This window comes from Mitsuokella apri (genome assembly GCF_051886055.1).
In the GTDB taxonomy this organism is placed as follows: domain Bacteria; phylum Bacillota; class Negativicutes; order Selenomonadales; family Selenomonadaceae; genus Mitsuokella.
On sequence record NZ_JBJEXT010000075.1, the window covers coordinates 1 to 4,090 of the forward strand.

5 protein-coding genes are annotated in these 4,090 nt (G+C 51.4%); 3 read left to right on the forward strand and 2 right to left on the reverse strand.

Annotated features, from left to right (window positions below; translation table 11 throughout):
- The first annotated feature begins 236 nt into the window (after positions 1–236).
- Complete coding sequence (locus ACI4OH_RS11815; protein WP_435721326.1) at positions 237–557, forward strand: hypothetical protein; 321 nt, start codon at positions 237–239, stop codon at positions 555–557.
- A gap of 92 nt (positions 558–649) precedes the next feature.
- On the opposite strand, the gene ACI4OH_RS11820 is transcribed toward ACI4OH_RS11815, so the two are convergent.
- Positions 650–1,099, reverse strand: a complete 450-nt coding sequence (locus ACI4OH_RS11820) for a CBS domain-containing protein (protein WP_435721325.1) — start codon at positions 1,097–1,099, stop codon at positions 650–652.
- A gap of 257 nt (positions 1,100–1,356) precedes the next feature.
- Between ACI4OH_RS11820 and ACI4OH_RS11825 the strand changes: the two genes are divergently transcribed.
- Both ACI4OH_RS11825 and ACI4OH_RS11830 read left to right on the forward strand, forming a co-directional pair.
- On the forward strand, positions 1,357–1,752 hold the full coding sequence (locus ACI4OH_RS11825; RefSeq protein WP_432646844.1) for a helix-turn-helix domain-containing protein: 396 nt from the start codon (positions 1,357–1,359) through the stop codon (positions 1,750–1,752).
- 39 nt (positions 1,753–1,791) lie between these two features.
- Positions 1,792–2,874, forward strand: coding sequence for a M48 family metallopeptidase (locus tag ACI4OH_RS11830; RefSeq protein ID WP_435721324.1), 1,083 nt, complete (start codon positions 1,792–1,794; stop codon positions 2,872–2,874).
- A 92-nt stretch (positions 2,875–2,966) separates the two neighbouring features.
- Here the strand turns inward: ACI4OH_RS11830 and thiC are convergent.
- The coding region (gene thiC, locus ACI4OH_RS11835) for a phosphomethylpyrimidine synthase ThiC (RefSeq protein ID WP_439784785.1) at positions 2,967–4,090 on the reverse strand (1,124 nt) is incomplete at its 5' end.

The following is a 4,090-nucleotide window of genomic DNA, read 5'->3' on the forward strand; positions in this document are numbered from 1 at the left end:
CTAATATTATTGTAACGATAATATTCACCCCCCTTTTCTTTTTTTGCTTTCATGCATAATTTATATCGGTAGTTTTGACATATAACTATACCTTTCTATTCTATCGGTTTTCCCCTTTAGTGTCAAGGAATCACAAACCTTCTGGAGAGTAGCCAGAGAAAAGATTTTCCGCTATAATAGAGACTGTCAGATTCCTCTGAAAAGGATAACAGTCAAGAAGGAAAAGAAGGGGTTTTATGTTCAAATGTTCCGTCTGCGGACGTGAGCTCAGCGAAAAAGAAGCATTGGTCCATCAGGGCAAGAACGGGGAAAAAGAAGTCATCTGCCCTGCCTGCTTTGAAAAAATCGTCGGCGTCGACTATGAGACGTTCCGCTATCGCCGCGAAAATGCCAAGCAGACTTTTTTCGCCGTGCTCTTCTGTCTCGCCGCCACCATCTACGCGTTCTTCGAAAAAGGCTGGCCTTATGCCGTACTCGGCATCGTCCTGACCCTGCTCGTCTATCTTTTCTCGAGCCGCACGGGCAAGCCCAAGACGAAAAAAAATACGAAAGCATGACAAAATTGTCCTTCCACTGGAGAAGGACAATTTTTGTTACCATTCTGTTACCATTTTTTCACGGCTGCCCGTCAGGCGTACTCATACCTTTTTCATGAAAGCATCATTTTGACAATATCGCGGCGGCTGACGATGCCCAGCAGATGCTTTTCATCGTCGAGCACCGGCACGCGTTTGACATGCTTGTCGTACATGATTTTGGCCACCTTGCTGACATCATCATCGGGATGCACGGCCACGACTTTCTTCGTCATGAGCTGCTCTGCTGAAATCGCCGCAATCTTGCGGAAAGCATCCTGATACTCGCGCAGACCCGAATAATAGATGACCGCACCGAGGATGCAGAGTTCATCCGGCAGCTCCGGCGCAAATTCCTTGCGCATGAGGTCGCCTTCGCTGACAATACCGCAGACCTTTCCCTCTTCATCTACCACCGGCAGTCCCGAAATGTCATGATCTACGATAGTCTGCGCAATTTCGCGGATTGATGCATCTTTTTTGACCGTAATGACGTTCTTCGTCATAATATCCTTAACCAACATATGAAACACCTCAATTCCTGATAATCATCGAGAGCATTCCCTCTTTGCTTAAGTATTCGCTATCTTTCGACAACATTCCTGCTGGAAAGAAAAAGTTGGTAAAATTCCTCTGACAACTCGTCATAATATGCTTGTTTTTTTCGCACTTTGCTCTATAATGTAACTAAAGTATGCTTCTTGAAATATCTATCGTTTATTTCAATAGAAATGGATGTTCGGTATGATACTTTTAAAAGAAGTATTAGAGGTATACTGTTATGATGAACAGAAAAGATATGAACCAGATCATCGGCAATCGTGTACGTCAAATACGGGACACCCATCAATATACACGGGAGCAGGTTGCAGAGTGGGCGGATATCTCGCCGCAGTTTCTGTCCGATATCGAGCTCGGCAAGAAGAGCATGACCTCCACGACCATCGTCAAGCTGGCCAAAGCTCTGCAGATCAGCACAGATTATTTACTGCTTGGCAAGACGAGTCTCGCTAAAGGCCCCGACCGCATGAAGAAGCTGCAGATTCTTGCCTCCTCTCTGCCAGACGAAAAAATACCGATTGCCGAAGACATGATGCGCGTTTTTCTTAGAGCTGTTGACGCAAACGAAACGAGCTCTGATGCCAAAAAACAAAATAAACAGCAAAAGAAACGCTGAGAATGCTCTTATCATCTCGACGAGAAAGAAGGATGCCGTATGCATGCGAGAAAAACTTGGCAAAAAAAAGCTGCTGCCATTTTGACAGCAGGCGTTCTGATGGTCCCGGGGGCCTATGTACTGGCGCCGGCTCCGACGGCTCAGGCGGAATTTGGTCTTGGCAGCATCATTGGCGCGGGCATCGAAGGTGCCATTGCGCACGCACAGCTGACGCAGACACTCAAGAAATACAATGACTCCGAAGAAGGACGTCAGGAATTTTTCGAAGAGATGAAAAAAGAATACGGCGTCAATAACGACTATGCCTTAAACAGCAGGATTGATACCATTATGGCGAACCTGACTGCCGGCATCGGCGCGGTCGACCCGACCATCTACGATAAGCCATACAATTATTTCATTAATAAGGATACGAGCTTCAACGCGTTCTGCACGCTCGGCCACAATATGAGCATCAACACCGGACTCTTCAGCGTCCTGACCAACGACGATGAAATTGCCGTCGTGCTCGGCCATGAGATGGGACACGGACAGAAAGACCATCCGGCCAAGGGCGCGCGCCGCAGCCTCAACATGGCAATTCTCGGTGAGGCGACGGGCACGACGCTCGGCAGCATTGTCACGACGGTCATCAACAACCGCAACATCACGAAGCCGATGGAACGCGAGGCCGATGCCCTCGCCTTTGAGTACATCACGCATACGAATTACAACCCCGGTGCCACGGCAGCAGTCTGGCAGCGCGTCATGGATAAAGAAAAGACGCAGCCGACGGCCTTCCAGCAGTTCATTTCCGACCATCCGTCCGACGGCGACCGCCGCGATGCGTATGTCAAGAAGCTCTACGAATACAGCAACAAGCATGTGACCGCCAAAGATGGCACCGTCAAAGTCAACGGCAAAGATTTTGTCACGCCGGCAGCCTCGGGGGATATGTCCGGTGCAGAGCGTTCCTACTTTGTGCTCGGCAATCTCGCGGCCGCTTACCACAATGGACATAACAAAGAGAAAGCCTATGTGGACGGCAAGACCGTCATGCTCGGCGCACAGCCCATCATGACGAGCACGTACGATGATGAAAGTGCCGCGAAGCTTGCCGACCGTCTCAACAAAATCAAATAATAAAGCTAATAAGACACAAAAAAATTGCTGCTCATGACGGGCAGCAATTTTTTTGCCATTGGCCAGATGTCAGGCATCCATCTTTTGATGAATCAGTCCTGGCACGGGCAGTTTTCTTTATGGAAATATTTGTTGATGATCTCAACGGCGCAGTAATCACCGCACATCGAGCAGGCACCTTCATCCTGCGGATTGCGTGCACCGCGTTTTGCCTTGGCAAGGTCCGGGTCGATGGCAAGCTCCATCTGCTTGTTCCAGTCGAGCACCTTGCGCGCCTTGGCCATCTCAAGGTCCCACTCGCGCGCACCCGGTACGCCGCGCACGAGGTCCGCTGCATGTGCGGCAATGCGGCTCGTGATGACACCCGTATGAACATCTTCGATAGTCGGCAGGGCCAGATGCTCAGCCGGCGTGACGTAGCAGAGGAAGTCGGCGCCCGAAACAGCTGCCAGCGTGCCGCCGATGGCTGCCGTGATGTGGTCATAGCCCGGCGCGATATCCGTGACAAGAGGTCCAAGCACGTAGAACGGCGCCTTGCGGCAAATGCGCTTCTCCAGCTTCATGTTCGCTTCAATCTGGTCGTACGGTACATGGCCTGGGCCCTCGACCATGACCTGTACACCGCGTTTCCAGGCGCGGTCAACGAGTTCGCCGAGCGTGATGAGCTCTGTCAGCTGCCCGCGGTCCGTGGCATCGGCCGTGCAGCCCGGACGCATGCCGTCGCCAAGGCTGATGGTCACATCGTATTTCTCGCAGATATCAAGGATATCATCATAATGTTCATAGAGCGGATTTTCCATCTCGTTGTGGAGCATCCAGCCGGCGATGAACGAACCGCCGCGGCTCACGATGTCCATAACACGGCCCTGACGGCGCATGCGCTCAATGGCCGAACGCGTGACACCGCAGTGCAGCGTCATGAAATCGGCACCATCTTTGGCCTGCTGCTCAATCGTCTCAAGAATATCCGTATCCGTCATCTCGACGACAGCGCCGTGCTCGCGGATGGAACGGACCGTAGCCTGATAGAGCGGCACCGTGCCGACCATGATGGGCGAATGTTCGATGATGCGCTGACGCGAAACATCGATATTGTTGCCCGTCGAAAGGTCCATAACGGCATCTGCACCGCAGCGCACCGCTTCGTCGAGTTTTTTGAGCTCCGGCTCAATGTCCGGGAACGTGCTCGACGTGCCGATATTGGCGTTGACCTTGA